The sequence below is a fragment of the Qipengyuania sp. CAU 1752 genome (genome assembly GCF_054482615.1).
This window is the reverse complement of the sequence record NZ_JBTLRE010000001.1, coordinates 81,580-96,766: the sequence shown is the minus strand read 5'-3', so window position 1 is coordinate 96,766 and position 15,187 is coordinate 81,580. Positions and strand designations below refer to the sequence as shown.

14 protein-coding genes and 1 tRNA gene are annotated in these 15,187 nt (G+C 62.1%); 8 read left to right on the top strand and 7 right to left on the bottom strand.

The annotated features are described in order from the left end of the window. The first annotated feature begins 2 nt into the window (after positions 1-2). The 4 genes from ACXYL9_RS00450 to ACXYL9_RS00435 are packed head-to-tail and all read left to right on the top strand — an operon-like array spanning position 3 to position 2,511. Positions 3-296, top strand: coding sequence for a YggT family protein (locus ACXYL9_RS00450; RefSeq protein ID WP_459037618.1), 294 nt, complete (start codon positions 3-5; stop codon positions 294-296). After that, positions 293-1,189, top strand: coding sequence for a bifunctional methylenetetrahydrofolate dehydrogenase/methenyltetrahydrofolate cyclohydrolase FolD (folD, locus tag ACXYL9_RS00445; protein WP_459037617.1), 897 nt, complete (start codon positions 293-295; stop codon positions 1,187-1,189). The genes ACXYL9_RS00450 and folD overlap by 4 nt, the downstream gene beginning before the upstream one ends. After that, entirely contained in the window at positions 1,186-1,869 is a 684-nt protein-coding gene (locus tag ACXYL9_RS00440; RefSeq protein WP_459037616.1) for a Cif family virulence factor, read from the top strand. The genes folD and ACXYL9_RS00440 overlap by 4 nt, the downstream gene beginning before the upstream one ends. Before the next feature lie 3 nt (positions 1,870-1,872). Further along, entirely contained in the window at positions 1,873-2,511 is a 639-nt protein-coding gene (locus ACXYL9_RS00435; RefSeq protein WP_459037615.1) for a MarC family protein, read from the top strand. Here ACXYL9_RS00435 and ACXYL9_RS00430 read toward each other — a convergent pair. Beyond that, positions 2,498-3,103, bottom strand: a complete 606-nt coding sequence (locus ACXYL9_RS00430; RefSeq protein WP_459037614.1) for an LON peptidase substrate-binding domain-containing protein — start codon at positions 3,101-3,103, stop codon at positions 2,498-2,500. The genes ACXYL9_RS00435 and ACXYL9_RS00430 overlap by 14 nt on opposite strands. An 11-nt stretch (positions 3,104-3,114) precedes the next feature. Next, a complete protein-coding gene (locus tag ACXYL9_RS00425; protein ID WP_459039829.1) occupies positions 3,115-4,035 on the bottom strand; it encodes a tetratricopeptide repeat protein in 921 nt (306 codons plus the stop codon). Between the two features lie 198 nt (positions 4,036-4,233). On the opposite strand from ACXYL9_RS00425, the gene ACXYL9_RS00420 reads away from it, so the two are divergent. Further along, a tRNA-Gly gene (locus ACXYL9_RS00420) sits at positions 4,234-4,308 on the top strand. A 109-nt stretch (positions 4,309-4,417) separates the two neighbouring features. Then, a complete protein-coding gene (locus ACXYL9_RS00415; protein ID WP_459037613.1) occupies positions 4,418-6,667 on the top strand; it encodes a TonB-dependent receptor in 2,250 nt (749 codons plus the stop codon). A 44-nt stretch (positions 6,668-6,711) separates the two neighbouring features. Here ACXYL9_RS00415 and ACXYL9_RS00410 read toward each other — a convergent pair whose 3' ends face one another. The 4 genes from ACXYL9_RS00410 to putA form a co-directional block, all read right to left on the bottom strand. Then, positions 6,712-7,890, bottom strand: a complete 1,179-nt coding sequence (locus tag ACXYL9_RS00410) for a saccharopine dehydrogenase family protein (protein ID WP_459037612.1) — start codon at positions 7,888-7,890, stop codon at positions 6,712-6,714. 92 nt (positions 7,891-7,982) lie between these two features. After that, the gene (dcd, locus tag ACXYL9_RS00405; RefSeq protein ID WP_459037611.1) at positions 7,983-8,537 is read right to left on the bottom strand and encodes a dCTP deaminase; all 555 of its coding nucleotides are present in this window, start codon (positions 8,535-8,537) and stop codon (positions 7,983-7,985) included. 69 nt (positions 8,538-8,606) lie between these two features. Beyond that, positions 8,607-9,134, bottom strand: a complete 528-nt coding sequence (locus ACXYL9_RS00400) for a hypothetical protein (RefSeq protein WP_459037610.1) — start codon at positions 9,132-9,134, stop codon at positions 8,607-8,609. 71 nt (positions 9,135-9,205) lie between these two features. Beyond that, on the bottom strand, positions 9,206-12,328 hold the full coding sequence (gene putA / locus ACXYL9_RS00395) for a bifunctional proline dehydrogenase/L-glutamate gamma-semialdehyde dehydrogenase PutA (RefSeq protein WP_459037609.1): 3,123 nt from the start codon (positions 12,326-12,328) through the stop codon (positions 9,206-9,208). A 153-nt stretch (positions 12,329-12,481) separates the two neighbouring features. On the opposite strand from putA, the gene ACXYL9_RS00390 reads away from it, so the two are divergent. Both ACXYL9_RS00390 and ACXYL9_RS00385 read left to right on the top strand, forming a co-directional pair. Next, on the top strand, positions 12,482-13,378 hold the full coding sequence (locus ACXYL9_RS00390) for an SDR family oxidoreductase (protein ID WP_459037608.1): 897 nt from the start codon (positions 12,482-12,484) through the stop codon (positions 13,376-13,378). Positions 13,379-13,381: 3 nt separating this feature from the next. Then, positions 13,382-14,209: a hypothetical protein gene (locus ACXYL9_RS00385; protein ID WP_459037607.1), complete on the top strand. Its 828-nt coding sequence runs from the start codon at positions 13,382-13,384 to the stop codon at positions 14,207-14,209. On the opposite strand, the gene ACXYL9_RS00380 is transcribed toward ACXYL9_RS00385, so the two are convergent. After that, entirely contained in the window at positions 14,203-15,081 is an 879-nt protein-coding gene (locus tag ACXYL9_RS00380; RefSeq protein WP_459037606.1) for a DUF1295 domain-containing protein, read from the bottom strand. The genes ACXYL9_RS00385 and ACXYL9_RS00380 overlap by 7 nt on opposite strands. Positions 15,082-15,187 lie beyond the last annotated feature (106 nt).

The following is a 15,187-nucleotide window of genomic DNA, read 5'->3' as shown; positions in this document are numbered from 1 at the left end:
CCGTGGTTTTATATACACTTTACCAGATTGTCAGCGTGCTCGCGAGCGCCTTCATCATGCTGGTGATCGTCCAGTTCGTAATCGGACTGCTGCTGGCTTTTAATGTCATCAACCAGTCGAACGCTTTCGTGGTGCAGATATATCAATCGATCAACGCGCTGCTCGAACCTATTCTCAATCCGATCCGTCGCGTGCTGCCGAGCACTGGAGCGATCGACTTCTCGCCGCTCGTCGTCATCATTCTGTTGCAGGTCATGTTGATCGTGCTCGAGAATGCCGCCATTGCGAACCTATGACCGCACAGATCATTGACGGAAAAGCCTTCGCCGCGCGCCTGCGCGAGCGGGTCGGCGAATTCGCCGCTTCCTTTGCCGAGAAAGCCGGTCGCAAGCCCGGCCTTGCCGTGGTGCTCGTGGGCGAGGATCCTGCCAGCCAAGTCTATGTCCGCAGCAAGGGCAAGGCCACGATCGAAGCCAATATGGAGAGCTTCGAGCACAGGCTGCCCGACGATACCGAAGAAGCGGACCTGCTTGCCCTGGTCGAAAAGCTGAACGCCGATCCGGCCGTCGACGGTATCCTGGTCCAGCTCCCGCTGCCCGACCATATCGACGAGCAGGCCGTGATCGCGGCAATCGCGCCCGACAAGGACGTCGACGGCTTCCACGTGATCAATGCCGGTCGGCTAGCGGTCGGCCAGCGCAGTTTCGTGCCCTGCACGCCGCTGGGGTGCATGATGTTGTTGACCGACAGGCTGGGAGATCTCTCGGGGCTTGAGGCGGTCGTGATCGGTCGCTCCAACATCGTCGGCAAGCCGATGGCGCAATTGCTGCTCGACGCCAATGCGACCGTCACCATCGCCCACAGCCGGACAAAGAATCTGCCCGAAGTGGTGCGCCGCGCCGATATCGTCGTCGCTGCTGTCGGCCGCGCAGAGATGGTCCAGCCCGACTGGCTGAAGGATGGTGCGACCATCATTGATGTCGGTATCAACCGGCTTCCGCCCGAACCAGGCAAGGAAAAGGGTCGGCTGGTCGGCGACGTCGATTTTGCTGGCGCACAGCAAAAAGCAGGAGCGATCACTCCGGTGCCGGGCGGGGTAGGCCCAATGACCATTGCCGTGCTGCTGCGCAACACCGTTGTCGCAGCCCATCGCAACGAAAACATCGACCTGCCCGAGGATGCGATTTGAGAATTCTAACGGCCTTCTTGGCGTGTTTTGCCCTCGCCGCCTGCGCCGGTCCGCGCGATTATCGTGAGCGGATAGTGCGCGACGTGGCATCGCCGGGCAAGATCGTGGCGGCCGAGATCGCCTTCGCCCGGATGGCGCGCGAGAAGGGGCAATGGACCGCATTCCGCGAATTCGCGACGGACGACGCGGTGATGTTCGTGCCGCAAGCAGTCGTCGCGCGTGACTGGCTGCGCCAGCAGAACGATCCACCAGCCCCTGTTCAATGGCAGCCGCACGAAGTCTGGATGAGCTGCGATGGTTCGCTCGCCGCGACCAGGGGCGCATGGCAGCGTCCTGATGGTACGCACGGCTATTTCACCACCCTGTGGAAGCGCCAGAGAGACGGCGAATACAAATGGGTTCTGGACCAGGGCGACGAGCTGATAGAACCGCTGGTCGAACCCGATGTAATCTCCACTGAAATTGCCGACTGCGACGAAGTGCTGGCGGAAATGGCAGACCCGATCTCAAATCCTGCCACCGGGTTTCGCGCCTATGCAGGCAAATCGCGTGACAGTACGCTCGAATGGGCAGCTAGCGTCGAACCGGATCTTTCGCGCCTGTTGCGCGTCTACTTGTGGCAAAACGGTGAGAAACGGCTGATGCTCGAAAGCACGGTCGCGGCTCCGGCTTCTGAGTAAGCTATGATCGAACTCTTCATCTCCGCCTTCATCACGCTCTTTGTCGTCATCGACCCGCCTGGTTGTGCGCCGATCTATGCAGGGCTGACCAAGGGCGCGACGCCTTTGCAGGCGCGAAGCATGGCGATTCGCGCTACGGTGATCGCGTCGGTCATCCTGCTGATCTTCGCACTTTTCGGTGAAGACCTGCTCGGTGCGCTGCATATCGAGCTCGACAGTTTTCGCATCGCCGGCGGGCTGATGCTGTTCTTCATCGCCTTTGAAATGGTGTTCGAAAAACGCACCCAGCGGCGAGAGGAGCGGGCCGAGCGCGTAGCCGCCACACCCGAGGTGGAGGATGTCTCGGTCTTCCCTATGGCGATGCCGATGCTGGCAGGTCCAGGGGCCATCGCGGCTGTCATGCTGCTGATGAACGAGGCCGACGGACTGGACCAGTCGCTTGTCGTGTTCGGGGCGCTCGGCGCGGTCCTGCTGCTTACTGCGGTCGCGCTTGTCGCCGCGCGCCCGCTCATCCGTGTGCTGGGCGATCGGGTGGAGGCAGTCATCACCCGCCTGCTCGGGGTGCTGCTTGCAGCACTGGCCACCCAATATGTTATCGATGGTCTTATCGGCAGTTTCGGGCTGAACCCTACTGCAGGGTAACCTTGTCGTCATCGCCATCGCGGCGACCGAAGAAATACATCAACTGGATCAGCAACTCGCAGCGCGCCGCAAGATCGGGCGCTTCTAGCAGTGCCTGCTTGCTGGCCTGGTCGAACGGGGCAATCTGGGAAACCCCGTTGATAAGCGATTGGTCATCGAGGTTCTGGACCGAATCCCAATCGACCGAATAGCCCTGCGCATCGGCAAACCGGCGGGCCTCGCGTTCGAAGCCGGCGCGCTCGATGTGGCTCAGCACCTGGTCGCCATCTTCGGGGATCAGTTCGGCCTCGATCTGGCGGAACGGGGTTTCGACATCGAGTTCGCGCAGAACCTTGAAGCGGCTCTCGCCGTCAAGGATCAGGTTGTAGCGTCCGTCGTCGAGCGCCTCGATCTCTTCAATCTTGCCAACGCAACCGATCGTATAGAGCGGTGCGCCATCACGCGCCTCCTGCGGCTGGATCATGGCGATCCGGCGGTCACGCGCCAGCGCATCGCCAACCAGAGCGCGATAGCGGGGTTCGAAAATGTGCAGCGGCAATTGCAAGCCGGGAAACAGGATCGCGCCTGAGAGGGGGAATATGGACAGGCGCATAGCCGCGTCGCCTACCCGAACAGCAGTTTGGAAAGGCGGCGGCGCGTAGCAACGACCCACTCGTCCTCCAGCCCGATGGCCTCGAAGATCTGCAACAGGCGGCTGCGTGCCGCACCCTCGTTCCAATCGCGGTCGGCTTCGATCATGCCCAGCAACTCGTCGGCGGCGGCGTCGCGATCACCGGCGGCAAAGGCCGCTTCGGCAAAAGCATGTCGCACTTCCATGTCCTGCGGATTTGCGGCGGCTTTCTCGCGCAAGGCGGCCAATTCGCCGTCATCGACTTTCTTTCCGGCGAGCTCCAGTGCGGCCCGGGCGCGCTCGATCGCCGGGTCCTGGGCAACGTCTTCGGGCATCTGGTCGAGCATGGCCTGGGCCTGTTCGGCATGGCCGGCCTCGATGAGGGCGCGCAAATACCCGGACATCGCCGCGGCATTTGTCGGAGCCATTTCGACGACCTGCTGGAAAATGCCGGCGGCGCGCTCGGCATCGCCATCGCCGAGAGCCTTTTCGCCCATGGCGATGAACTGCGCGATTTCCTCGTCCGACGGCCCTTGCGGGGTGGCGCCATCCTCACCGGGCTGGATCGGCAGCTGGGCGAGGATCTGGTCGATCGACTGCTTCAACTGTGATTCGGTGCGCGCCGGTGTCAGGTCGGCAACTGGCTGCCCCTGAAACATTGCATACACCGTCGGGATCGACTTGACCTGGAATTGCGCGGCGATGAACTGTTCCTCGTCGACATTGACCTTTTCCAGCACCACACCCTTGTCGGCATATTCGGCCGCCACCTTCTCGAGAGTCGGGGTTAGCGCCTTGCACGGACCGCACCATTCGGCCCAGAAGTCGAGGATGACCAGCTTCGACATCGACGGTTCGACCACCTGTTTGCGGAAGCGGTCGACAGCCTTCTGTTCGTCGATATTGAGACCCATGCTGGCCAAGAACCTTCTCCTTGATGTGCGCTGTTGAATTGCGATTCGGTGCCTCGGCAATGTGGGGCTTTTGGCGGATTTGTGAAGGGCGGGTGCGGAATCGAATTTTCCCCTTGCGAGGGGCAGGGGGCGCTGCTAATCGCCCGCTTCCCCAGTGACGAGGACCATTTTCGAGGTCACGTCATTGAGCGCCAGTGAGCGGGCGTAGCTCAGGGGTAGAGCACAACCTTGCCAAGGTTGGGGTCGGGCGTTCGAATCGCCTCGCCCGCTCCATTTTCTTCCAGACATCATAGCGCGACTGCGCGAATCACCCGCATCAGGGTGCTTTCGGCTGTTTCGAGCTTGCATTGCGCTGCCAACCTTGTTCTTGGAACCAGCAGGAATGATATTTCGTATCATGATCTTCGGCTCCGGTTCAGGTCGGGCCGGGCATGAGGCAGCCAAGTCCTGTCAGGAAACCAGAATCACGATGTCTTCAAAGTCATTTGCCCCATACCTTACCGCTTCGTCCGTTGTCATCGCCACCTTGCTCGCTGCCACGCCAGTGTCGGCCCAGGACGGACAACAACAGGAGCCGGCTGCGCGCGAGCAATCCGATGACGATTTTCACGATCGCCGGCGTGATGGGCCACCCGAAATCGTCGTCACGGCGACTGGCCTGACCCAGTTAGATGTTCTCGCGGGCACTTCCATCGTCGAGGGGTTTGAATTGCAACGCTCTCTCGAGGGCACGATCGGCGAGACGCTGGTCAAGCTACCCGGGGTCAGCGCCACCGGTTTTGCGCCCGGATCGTCGCGCCCGGTCCTGCGCGGCTTTTCAGGTGAGCGGGTGCGTGTGCTGGTCGATGGGTTGGGCGCAATCGACGTCTCCAACACCTCGGTCGACCACGCCGTCACTATCGATCCCTTGACCGCTGAAAGCATCGAGGTGCTGCGCGGCCCGGCGGTGTTGCTTTACGGCAGCCAGGCTATCGGCGGGGCAGTCAATATTATCGACAAGCGCATCCCGCGCCGCCAATTGGAAGAACCGTTCCACCTCGATGGGCTGGTCCGCGCCGATACCGCGCTCGATACGCGCGAGGCCGGGTTGTCGCTCGACCTGCCGTTGGGGCCAAGCTTCGCGTTCCATGTCGACGGCTCGTATCGCAACTCGAATGATCTCGAGATCCCCGGCTTCCAGGTCGCATCGCGGCTGCGACAAGACCTGCTCGACCTAGCGGCGGAGGAAGAGGGCGAAGGCGCGGTGGATGAGGCGGCCGATCTGCGCGCGGCAGCAAACCAGCGCGAGGTGGTGCCGAGCACGGCAACCGAAACCTGGACCGCCAACAGCGGGATCACCTTCTTTTCCGGCGAGAGCAGTCTCGGGGTCGCTGTCGGCTGGTACGATACGCGCTATGGCGTGCCTAACCGCCCAGGCGCCGGCGGCCATCACGGCGAAGAAGAGGGCGAAGCCGAAGGCGAGGAATTCGTCAGCATCGACCTGCGCCAGTTCCGCACTGACCTGCGCGGAGAGCTCGACCTCGGCGAAGGGTTCCTCGATACTTTCGTCACACGGGTGGGGTTCAGCAACTATACCCACACCGAGTTCGAAGGCCGCGAAGTCGGCACCGTGTTCGATGTACAGGGACTCGAAGCGCGTGCCGAACTCACCCAGAACCGCCGCGGCGGCTGGGGCGGGGGCACCGGCGTCCAGTATTATTTCCGCGATTTCGATGCCTTCGGGGCGGAAGCCTACGTGCCCAAGAACCGCACCGAGCAACTGGCGCTTTTCAGCCTGCAGGAATTCGATTTTGACGGCGTGCAGCTAGAATTGGCCGGCCGCTATGAAAACTCCAGCATCGATTCTACGCCAACCGGCTTCGACCGCACCTTCGGCACGCTGTCGGGCGCTGTCAGCCTGGCGCGCGAGACTGAAAGCGGGCTGCGGTTCGGCATCAACGCAAGCCGCGCCGAACGCGCACCGAGCGCTGAAGAACTGCTGTCGAACGGACCGCATATCGCCACCCAGGCCTTCGAGATCGGCGATCCGAACCTGGGAACGGAAAGCGTTTGGGGGGTCGAGGCATTCCTGCGGGGTAAGCTTGGGGCGGTCGATGTCAGCATCGCAGCGTTCCACAGCTGGTTCGACGACTATATCTACCTGACCGGGACGGGCCTGGACCAGGATGACCTGCCGGTATTCTTCTATCGCCAGGACGACGCCACCTATTGGGGTCTGGAGGGCGAACTGAAGTTGCCGCTAATCGATAGCGGCCCCATGCGATTGGTTGCTGATGTGCGTGGCGAGTTTATCGAAGCCGAGCTCGATGACGGTACCCCGTTGCCGCGCATCCCGCCGCTGAGCCTGTTGGGCGCCCTCGACGCCGATTTCGATGCGATCAACATCCGCGGCGAGGTGCAGTGGTTCGATGGACAGGACCAGACCGCACCGTTCGAAACCGCCACGGACGCATTCACGCTGGTCAATGCCTCGATCGCGTGGCGCCCTCTTCGCGGCAACGAGAATGTCACCGTGTTGCTCAAGGCTGAGAACATCTTCGACGTCACCGGTCGTCGCCATGCCAGCTTCACCAAGGATTACGTTCCGCTGGCCGGGCGCAACATTCAGGCCAGCATCCGATTCAGCCTTTAGGTCCAGGCGGGTGCCGGCACTGGCCGGCACCCGCCTTTGGTCCCCTAGTTCTCAACCGAGAAGGTCAGTTCGGCGTTCTCTTCCAGTCGCTTGACTAGGTCCTCGCCAAGAAACGAACCAGGCGTGCCGACGCCGCCTTCGGCCTTGCTATCGAGCAGGGCCATGCCGGTTTCGGCGAGCATCCGGCTGGTCGAGCCGTAGCCCGGATCGTACTTGCCCTTCACGCCGTAACGGATTTCCTCGCCATCGTGGCCGGTCTTGCCGATAAACAGGATGTCGTAGAAGCCGTTCTCGCGTTCTTCCTTGCTCGGGCCTTCGCCGGGCTTGGGCGGCTTGGCCCCGAACGGGTTCTTGAGCATTTCCGCAACCGCATTGGCAGCGGCCTTGCCCGCATCGCCGGGGCTGGTCAGCATCATTTCGTCATATTTGAAGTTCTCGCCATAGGGATGGCCCAGCAGGAAATTGGTGCGGTGGACGTTCTTGGTGTTGATCGTCGCCATGATGAATGGCGCAGCCCACTTGCCGGTATCTTCGTCATGCTCAGGCACCAATCCGCTAGGCTGATTGGGGCCCTCGAAGCCAGGAGTAAGGCCGAAAGGGCTGGACAGGATCGGGATCAACTTGGGATTCTTGGCCACCGATTTCATGGTCGCGGTGAGGCTGGCCGCAGTGCCGCCTGAGAACGTACCCTGCATGGCGCGAACGCGCCCCTTCACGCGCGAAGCCGGCTTGCCGAAACGCTTTTGCGCTTCTTTTTGCAGCATAAAGACGCCGAGATCGAAGGGGATTGAATCAAACCCGCTCGAAAAACAGATCCGTGCTCCGCTGGTCTTGGCCATCTCGTGGTGCTGGTCGATCTTTTCGCGCATCCAGCCGGGTTCGCCGCAAAGATCGGCATAGTCCGTGCCGGTGGCGACGCAGGTGGCGACCAGTTCGTCACCATAGAGTTGGTATGGCCCAACAGTGGTCAGGACCACGCGAGTCCGCTTGCACATCGCTTCGAGGCTGTCGGGATCGTCAGCATCGGCGACCACCAGCGGCGTGGTGCCTGGCGCACCGATCTCGTCGCGGACGGCTTCCAGCTTGTCGAGGCTGCGTCCTGCCATCGCCCATTTCGGCGCATCGTCGCGGTCGCCGTAATGGCGCACGAAATGCTCGGCAACGAGGCGTCCGGTGTAGCCGGTGGCACCATAGACGATGATATCGAATTCGCGGTCTGACATGAGCTTCTCCTTTGTGGGCATGATTGGGCGCACAAAGGTCTTGAGTCAAAGCCGCTACGGTAACCGGGGCTGTTACCGCCTCCCGACGTGCATCAAAGTCGGGGCAGGGTCACGCCGCGCTGGCCCATGTATTTGCCGGCGCGATCCTTGTAGCTGGTCTCGCACCGCTCGTTGCCCTGCAGGAACAGGAATTGGCAGGCGCCTTCATTGGCGTAGATCTTGGCCGGCAGCGGCGTGGTGTTAGAGAATTCCAGCGTCACATGCCCTTCCCAGCCGGGCTCGAGCGGGGTGACATTCACAATGATACCGCAGCGGGCATAGGTGCTTTTGCCAAGGCAGATGACCAGTATGTCCTCGGGCACGCGAAAATATTCGACCGTTCGCGCCAGGGCGAAGGAATTGGGAGGAATGACGCACACGTCGGTCTCGCGATCGACGAAGCTGTTGCTGGCGAAATCCTTGGGATCGACCACGGCGCTGTCGACATTGGTGAATATCTTGAACTCGGGGGCTACCCGGGCATCATAGCCGTAGGAACTGAGTCCGTACGAAATGCAGCCATCGCGCCGCTGCGCTTCCTCGAAAGGTTCGATCATGCCCCGGGTGGTCGCTGCTTCGCGAATCCATTTGTCGCTGAGAATTGCCATGACGGGCAACATTCCCCAGCGCGAGCGCCACGGCAAGCCGTCGCGCGGATTGTCCCCTGATCGATGCGATCAGTTCAACGAGGCGGTACGGATGCGAGGGTTGAGCGACGTGACATAATCGAGCCATTTCTTGGGCCGTCGCAGCATCTTGTCGGGATATTCGACCTTCAGGCCAACCAACTGGGCCATTCGGCCCACGAAATGGATGCAGTTGCGCTTCTCGAGGTCGTAATACTTGCCCGGCGCATCGCGCCAGGCGACGACTTCCTGTTTGATCCGACGATATTGCGCATCGGTCAGCGTCATCGTGAAGTGCCGGTTGGTCTTGGGGATGAACTTGGCTTCTTCGCTGATGACAGCATGCTTAACCGGGCCGTTGAGGATCGCCGGCGTCGTCTTCTCGGCAGAGAATCCGTAATTCTCGTCGATCCGTGTGCCATCTCTCAATGTGCCTTCGAGCACCACGAAGGCGTGCGGGTAACGACCGAACATGACCGAGCCGTTGACCGAGTGGAAATGCATTTGCACTTCGGCAAAGGCGGCATGCGACCATGCCAGTGCGAAAACAGCGACGAACAGCTTTAGAAATCGACCCATGACGGCGGTGTTTAGCGGGCGAATCGGGGTATGATAACCCCCGATTCTAGTCGCTTGGGCGTCTTTTGCACTCAGCCTGCCAGCAAGGTTGCGTTACCACCGGCAGCGGTAGTGTCGATGCAAACAACCCGCTCGGTGGCGAAACGGGCGACATAATGCGGTCCACCCGCCTTGGGACCGGTCCCGGACAAGCCTTCTCCGCCAAACGGCTGGCTTTCCACTACCGCCCCGATCTGGTTGCGATTGACGTAGAAATTGCCGACTTGCGCACGGGCCTCGACAAAGCGCCTTGTCGCCTCGATCCGGCTGTGCAGGCCGAGGGTCAGGCCAAAGCCGGTCGAGTTGATGTCGGCCACGACCTGGTCGAGCTCGTGCGCCTTGAAACGCGCAACATGCAGGATCGGCCCGAAGTTCTCGCGCCGCAGGTCGAGGATCGTATCCAGCTCGATGATAGTCGGCGCAACGAAGCAGCCCTTGCCGGCACCGCGCGGCAGCTTGCGTCGCCATACCTGTCGCCCGGCCTTCTTGCGGCGTGCGACATGGCGTTCGAGTGCGGCGCGTGCATCGGGATCAATGACCGGCCCGACATCGCAGGAGAAATCGGCAGGATCGCCGATTGTCAGCGCCTCGAAAGCGCCGCGGATTATCTCCAGCATTTCGTCGTAGACGTCGTCCTGGATGTACAACATCCGCTGCGCCGAGCAGCGCTGTCCGGCGCTCTGGAATGCCGAGGCGACGACGTCGCGGGCTACTTGCTCGGGCAGGGCCGAACTATCGACAATCATCGCATTTTGTCCGCCGGTCTCGGCGATGAGGGTCGCGATCGGCCCCTCGCGTGCGGCGAGCGAGCGATTGATGGCCTGCGCCGTGTCGGTCGATCCGGTGAAAGCGACCCCGGCGATACGCGGATCGCTGGTGATCATCTGTCCGACATCCCCCGCGCCCGGCATCAGCTGGAAGACCTCCGGGGGAATCCCCGCCTCGTGGCAAAGACGTACCGCCAGCGCGGCGATCAATGGGGTCTGTTCGGCGGGCTTCGCAACCACAGTATTTCCGGCTGCCATTGCGGCGGCGGCTGGACCAATGAAGATCGCCAGCGGGAAGTTCCACGGGCTGATGGTGGCGATGACGCCTCGCCCGGCAAGATGCAGGCGGTTTTCCTCGCCGGTCGGTCCCGGCAGAATGATCGGGGCGGCGAACTGGCGCCGCGCCTCGGATGCGTAATAACGCAGGAAATCGACCGCTTCGCGCACTTCGAGAACCCCGTCGAGCACGGTCTTGCCGGCTTCGCGCCGGCACAGGCTCAGGAAATCGTCAGTATGGTCTTCGAACAGGTCGGCGGCTGCCTCGAGTATAAGCGCGCGTTTCTCTCCACCAAGCGCGTTCCAGCCCGGCTGGATGGCCAAGGCCCGGCCAATCCCGTCGGCGACCTCTTCCTCGGTGGTGTCGCGCCGGGTGCCAACTTCGTGAGTCAGGTCCTGCGGGGCGTTGATCGGTGCTTCCTCGCCCATTTCGGTGGAGGGGAAGGTGGGCCCGGCATACCAGCGTTTGCTTTCCAGGCGCTCAAGCCGCTCGAGCAGCGGTTCGCGGACCAACGGATCGGCCAAGTCGGTGCCCGCGCTGTTGGCACGGCCCGGAAAAATGTCACCTGGCAGCGGGATGTCGGGATTCCGCTTGGGTTCGAGCGCAGCCAGTTCCCTGACCGGATCGCCCGCCAGTTCGGCCGCGGGGACCTCGGCATCGGCCATACGGTTGACGAAGGAGCTGTTGGCGCCGTTTTCGAGCAGGCGGCGCACGAGATAGGCGAGCAGGTCCTTGTGCACCCCGACCGGCGCGTAGATGCGCACTGGCGTTTTCTCATTGCCCTCGTAGGCGGCCAGGGCGTCGTAAAGTTCTTCGCCCATGCCGTGGAGGCGCTGGAATTCGAAGGACTTGTCGCCTGCCAGCGCCTTCACCGCGCCGACTGTATAGGCGTTGTGGGTGGCGAAGGCCGGATAGATCACCTCGTTTGCTTCAAGCAGCTTGGCTGCGCAGGCGAGGTAGGAGACATCGGTCGCCACCTTGCGGGTGAAGACCGGAAAATCCTTATAGCCGCCCACCTGGCTAAGCTTGATCTCGGTATCCCAATAGGCACCCTTGACCAGCCGCACCATCAGCCGCCGATCGTGCCGGCGGGCGAGCTTGACGACCCAGTCGCAAAGCGGCGCGGCGCGTTTCTGATAGGCTTGGATTACAATGCCGAAACCGCTCCAGGGCGAACCGTCGGGCTTGGTGAACAGCCCGTCGTCGGCCATCAATTGTTCGATGATGTCGAGCGAAATTTCGAGCCGTTCCGCTTCCTCGGCATCGATAGTGAAGTGCATGTTGGCGTCGCGCGCCTTGGCGGCGAGATCGCGCAGGATCGGCACCAGCGCATCGGTCGCCTCCTGCTGGTGGAAGACATCGTAACGCGGATAGAGCGCCGACAGCTTGACCGAAATGCCGGGGCTCGACTGCACGGTGCCGTCGGTCTCGCCCTGCAGGCGCTCGATGGCGTTTTCGTAGGCGCGCCGATAACGCTCGGCGTCGGCAAAGGTCATGGCGGCTTCGCCGAGCATATCGAAGCTGTGGGTTAGCCCCTTGGCCCGCTCGGGCTTGGCGCGCTTGAGCGCTTCGCCAATAGTGCGGCCGTAGACGAATTGACCGCCCAGGATGCGCATGGCCTGCAACGTCGCCTTGCGGACCACCGGTTCGCCGAGCCGGTTGACCGTGCGCTTGAGCGTCTTGCCCATGCCACGCTGGTGCTGCTCGGGCCTTTCGAGGACTTCGCCGGTCAGCATGAGCGAGAACGTCGCGGCGTTGACGAAGGTGGACGAGCTCTCGCCCAGATGTTCGCTCCAGTCGATTTCGCCCAACTTGTCGCGGATTAGCGCATCCGCGGTATGCGCATCGGGCACCCGCAGGAGTGCCTCGGCGAGGCACATCAGCGCGATACCTTCCTCAGTTGCGAGGCCATAGGTGTGCAGGAACGCATCGATCCCACTGGCCTTGCGCGAACGCGCATCCTCGACCAGGCGGACGGCCAGGTCATGTGCCTCGTCATGCACTTTAGATGCGGGTGCTGCCTGACGCAGGCGTTCGGCGATGCAGGCATCTTCGTCCTGGCGGTAGGCCTGGCGAAAAGTCGTACGGTTCAGGGGGGCCAGCGTGCTCATAGAATGCTTCGATTTGTTTCCGGGAAAGGTGACTCGGGGTCGATGGGGCTCGCGTTGGACCCGTTGCGACTATCAATCAAGAGAAGTCGCCAAGCCTTGGCTGACACGCTATCCTGAGGGCAATATTCGAACCCGGGACCGAGGGGATGCTGCATGGATATTGCGAAACTGATGTATCGCGAGGGGCTGATGGAGGGGGAGCGAATCCTTGTGACCGGCGGTGGCACCGGACTTGGCAAGGTTATGGCCGAAGCCTTCCTCAAGCTGGGCGCCAATGTCCACATCTGCGGCCGGCGCGAAGGCAAGCTGCAGGAGACTGCGGACGAATTGATGCGCCGCCACGGCGGCAACGTTTCGAGCCACGCCTGTGATATTCGCAGCCATGAATCGATCGACGAGATGATTTCGGAAATCTGGAAGGAGGGGCCGTTGACCGGCCTTGTCAACAATGCCGCGGGCAATTTCGTCAGCCGGACAGAGGACCTTTCGGTCAATGGCTTCAACGCTATCGCTGACACGGTCTTTCGGGGCACCTTCTACATGACCCATGCCTGCGGCACGCGCTGGATAGAGCAGGGGCTGCGCGGCAATGTCCTGTCGATCCTCACCACCTGGATCTGGAATGGCGGGCCGTTCGTGGTGCCCTCTGCCATGAGCAAGGCCGGCATCAACGTGATGACGCAGAGCCTCGCGGTCGAATGGGGGCGCTATGGCCTGCGCTTCAATGCCATCGCGCCGGGTCTTTTCCCGACCGAGGGAATGAGCGCACGGCTCAGTCCGGAAGGACGCGGCGGCAATTCGGTCGATCGCATGAACCCGATGGGGCGCCATGGCGAGATGCATGAGCTTGCCAATCTGGCGATATTCCTGATGGGGCCCGGCGCGGAGTGGGTGAACGGACAGACCATCGCTATCGACGGCGCGGGCTATCAGGCCAATTCGGGCAATTTCTACCAGTCGCTCGCCCCGATGGGAGATGAGGACTGGCAGCGAATGCGCGAATCCATCAAAGGCACCAATGCCAGGGACAAGGCGCAAAGGACGACCTGAACCATGGCACAGGTGACAATGGCGCCATGGGCGCAGGCAGAAGATGTGCTGGCGGACGGCGCGGTGAGCTTCACCTGCTCGCGCGACCGAAAGCAGTGGCCCTGGCTAGCGCTCGATCCGCACGAACCGGCTGTCATCCAGACGATAAATTTCTGGGCCAGCTACCAGGCCGGGCAGGCACGCGGCGGTTGGGAGCCGGGCCAGTGGACCGCGCTGACCTTCATGGAATGGGAAACAGGCAAGCCAGGCTGCGGCCACGCTACTCATGGTGTCGAGGATGTCTTCGAGAGTGAGGGCAAGCAAACCTATCGCCTGACCTTCTTCGACGATGCCGGCGCATTGGTTGCCCGGATGAGCGGGACCGGCGTGGTCTTCCGCAACCGAGATTTCGAAGGCTGGCGCGCGAAGGAAAAAGAACGCCTGGCCGGGGAGCGTCCGACAAGCCAATTCGTTTTCGCGTCAACGGAAAAGGTGGGCGCTGCGAGCGATAAAGGCAGCCTGCTGGCCGAACTGGATGGCTCGGAGGCGCGGTCGACCCGTGGTCTTATCACTCCGGAAAATGGGCTCGCACCTGCCAATCCCTATCTCAGCGGCTCGGGCGACCATGTAAACGCGACCCACCTTGCTGAAGTCATACGTCAGTTCGACACGCTGCTGCGAGGCGGCGAGAAGCGATTACCCAAGAGCGGCGAGATGCGCTTCAGCCATTATGTGGAGCTGGGTGTGCCGATCACCGTCAGCCTGAGCGAAGGGACCGATGCCGCCACTTCGATCGAGGCCGAGGTCAGCCAGGGCGGGCGGCTGTGCACCACCGCCCGCTTTGATTACTGAGCTTTCGGCGGCATCAGGATCAGCTTCGGGGTCTGCGCCCGATAGCGGCGGAAATCCTCGCGCATCCCCCAGCGCTTCTCGGCCTTCGCATCGAGCATCGGGATGCCGCTGACCCCGGTCAGCAGGACGTAGACGAAGACGGGCGAGATAAGCACCAGCCACGACCACCCTGACAGTAGCGGGAGCGCCATTACCGCGATGCCGGTCCACAGCAGGATTTCTCCGAAATAATTGGGGTGCTGAGACCATGCCCACAGCCCGCTGGAAATGAACTCGCCGTCATTGGCCTTGTCTTTCCGGAAGGCGGATTTCTGTCCGTCGGCAACGATTTCGATGACGAAGCCGGTCAGCCACAGGCCTGCGCCGATCCAGAAGAACGCGCCGATAGGCTCCGGGTCGCTGGTGGTGATGATGGCAATGGCGGCAGCGGCGGTGAAGATGCCCCACAACGCCTGCAGCGTCCAGGCGACGAGGAAGCGGGCCGGATGGGTCTTGATCTTGTCGAAGCGTGAATCGCCTCCGGTATCGCTGATCCGCCGGAACAGGAAGATGCCGAGCCGACCGGTCCAGACCAGCACCATGCCTGCGACCACAAGCGCGCGGATATCGTGAGGTGGGGCCAGCACGAGCGCGGTGACGACCATGGCGATGTAAGTGATTGAACCGGTCAGGTCGTAATATTTCTCGGTCTGCGCGGCGGCGGCAGGAATGAAAGCAAGCCAGTTCACTGCCAGTGCAACGAGCGTGCAGAAGAAGAACACGGTCATCCCTGCCACCCGCAGGCTGTCGGTTCCCGCCAGCCAGCCGAATACGAGCCCGCCTGCGGCGGCAATGAAAACTGTCACCAGGCTCTTGATCGACTTGCCATTCATGTGGTCATCCCCCTCGCATTACATGGCCAGTGCTACATGACCGGGGTTCACCGCGCCATACCGACCGAAGCCGTGGTTGACCCGCCATGCACAGCGGTTACCAGAT

Coding starts and splice junctions, on each gene's coding strand:
- ACXYL9_RS00425 (WP_459039829.1), bottom strand. CDS start 4,035: ATGGGTCTCAATATCGACGAACAGAAGGCTGTCGACCGCTTCCGCAAA.
- ACXYL9_RS00400 (WP_459037610.1), bottom strand. CDS start 9,134: ATGGGTCGATTTCTAAAGCTGTTCGTCGCTGTTTTCGCACTGGCATGG.
- ACXYL9_RS00380 (WP_459037606.1), bottom strand. CDS start 15,081: ATGAATGGCAAGTCGATCAAGAGCCTGGTGACAGTTTTCATTGCCGCC.
- dcd (WP_459037611.1), bottom strand. CDS start 8,537: ATGGCAATTCTCAGCGACAAATGGATTCGCGAAGCAGCGACCACCCGG.
- ACXYL9_RS00435 (WP_459037615.1), top strand. CDS start 1,873: ATGATCGAACTCTTCATCTCCGCCTTCATCACGCTCTTTGTCGTCATC.
- folD (WP_459037617.1), top strand. CDS start 293: ATGACCGCACAGATCATTGACGGAAAAGCCTTCGCCGCGCGCCTGCGC.
- putA (WP_459037609.1), bottom strand. CDS start 12,328: ATGAGCACGCTGGCCCCCCTGAACCGTACGACTTTTCGCCAGGCCTAC.
- ACXYL9_RS00385 (WP_459037607.1), top strand. CDS start 13,382: ATGGCACAGGTGACAATGGCGCCATGGGCGCAGGCAGAAGATGTGCTG.
- ACXYL9_RS00415 (WP_459037613.1), top strand. CDS start 4,418: ATGATATTTCGTATCATGATCTTCGGCTCCGGTTCAGGTCGGGCCGGG.
- ACXYL9_RS00390 (WP_459037608.1), top strand. CDS start 12,482: ATGGATATTGCGAAACTGATGTATCGCGAGGGGCTGATGGAGGGGGAG.
- ACXYL9_RS00410 (WP_459037612.1), bottom strand. CDS start 7,890: ATGTCAGACCGCGAATTCGATATCATCGTCTATGGTGCCACCGGCTAC.
- ACXYL9_RS00430 (WP_459037614.1), bottom strand. CDS start 3,103: ATGCGCCTGTCCATATTCCCCCTCTCAGGCGCGATCCTGTTTCCCGGC.